Origin of the sequence: Pseudomonas sp. GM80 (assembly GCF_000282515.1) — a bacterium.
In the GTDB taxonomy this organism is placed as follows: Bacteria; Pseudomonadota; Gammaproteobacteria; order Pseudomonadales; family Pseudomonadaceae; genus Aquipseudomonas.
Genome location: NZ_AKJD01000190.1, coordinates 1 through 1,313, shown reverse-complemented (window position 1 = coordinate 1,313; position 1,313 = coordinate 1). Strand labels below are relative to the sequence as shown.

The window sequence follows — 1,313 nt, the reverse complement described above, 5'->3', positions numbered from 1 at the left end:
TGTCCCGTCCTGAATAAGGTTTACACCTTCTGACCCATTCTCAGGAGGACGTAATGAACACGGGAAAAAGGCGCAGTCAGCGTGATTACACGCTGACCTTTAAATTGTCGGTCGTCGATCAGGTCGAAAAAGGCGAGTTGAGTTATAAAGAGGCTCAAGAGCGCTATGGCATTCAGGGTAAAACGACTGTACTGAACTGGTTACGCAGGCATGGTCGGCAGGACTGGAGTCAAGGCGCGTCCATTCGCTCCAAGAGACCCCGTTCCATGGATGAGCCCGATAAACCGCTGACACCCGAACAGCGAATCAAAGAGCTTGAAGAAAAGCTTGCCCAAGCCAACCAGAAAGCTCAGTTTTTCGAAGCCGTCGTTGATGTTTTGAAGAACGACTTCGGTGTTTCTGTCGTAAAAAAGCGATCCGGCAAGTCCTCTCCCAAGGGCAGATCCAAGACCTGAGCATTAGTCGGGCTTGCCAGTTCATAGGGATTTCCCGTCAGGCTTATTACAAGCGCAACCGGGCGTGTGATGCCCGGGCCCGTCATGCCCAGGAAGTGATGGGGTTCGTGAGGGAAAAGCGACTTAGGCAACCGCGCCTTGGCACCCGAAAACTTCACAATCTAATGCGCACTGAGCCAGAAGTGTCCGTAAAGGTTGGTCGAGACCGTTTATTCGATATCTTGCGAGATCGGCGCGAACTGGTTCCCCGCAGACGGGCCTATCACAAAACGACAGACAGCCATCATCGCTTTCGCCGGCATCCAAACCTGCTCAAAGATGGGCCGATTCAGGTAGTCGCCAAGGCGCCAGAACAAGTATGGGTTGCGGACATCACCTACTTACCGACGCAAACGGGTGTGGTTTATCTGAGTTTGATCACCGATGCGTACTCCCGAAAAATCGTGGGGCACCATGTCCATGAAAGCTTGCACACCGAATCGGTGATCCAGGCGTTCAACAAAGCCCTCAAGCAACGGATGACGGAGCAACGCCTGGTGCATCACTCGGATAGAGGCGTCCAATACTGCTCCGAGCTTTATCAGCGGCTGCATGCCAAATACGGCATCACCTGCTCAATGACCGATGGCTACGACTGCTACCAAAATGCGTTGGCTGAGCGTGTGAATGGGATTTTGAAAAACGAGTTATTGCTGCATCGCCCCAAAGATTTTGCAGAGGCCATCCGGATGGTGGACGAGTCGGTGCAGATCTATAACAACGAGCGACCTCATCTGTCGCTGAAATACAAAACGCCCGATGCGGTGCATCGGGCGTTTTGAGACTGAAACAGGTGTAAACCTATTTCAGGACTAGACA

General features: G+C 52.4%; 1 protein-coding gene. It reads left to right on the top strand.

Annotated elements, in window-relative coordinates:
* Positions 1-53 precede the first annotated feature (53 nt).
* Positions 54-1,276, top strand: a protein-coding gene (locus PMI37_RS25480; RefSeq protein WP_085989818.1) for an IS3 family transposase whose coding sequence is annotated in 2 segments (ribosomal slippage) — positions 54-405 and positions 405-1,276 — 1,224 coding nt in all. Because the reading frame shifts where the segments join, the coding sequence is not laid out codon by codon here.
* Positions 1,277-1,313 lie beyond the last annotated feature (37 nt).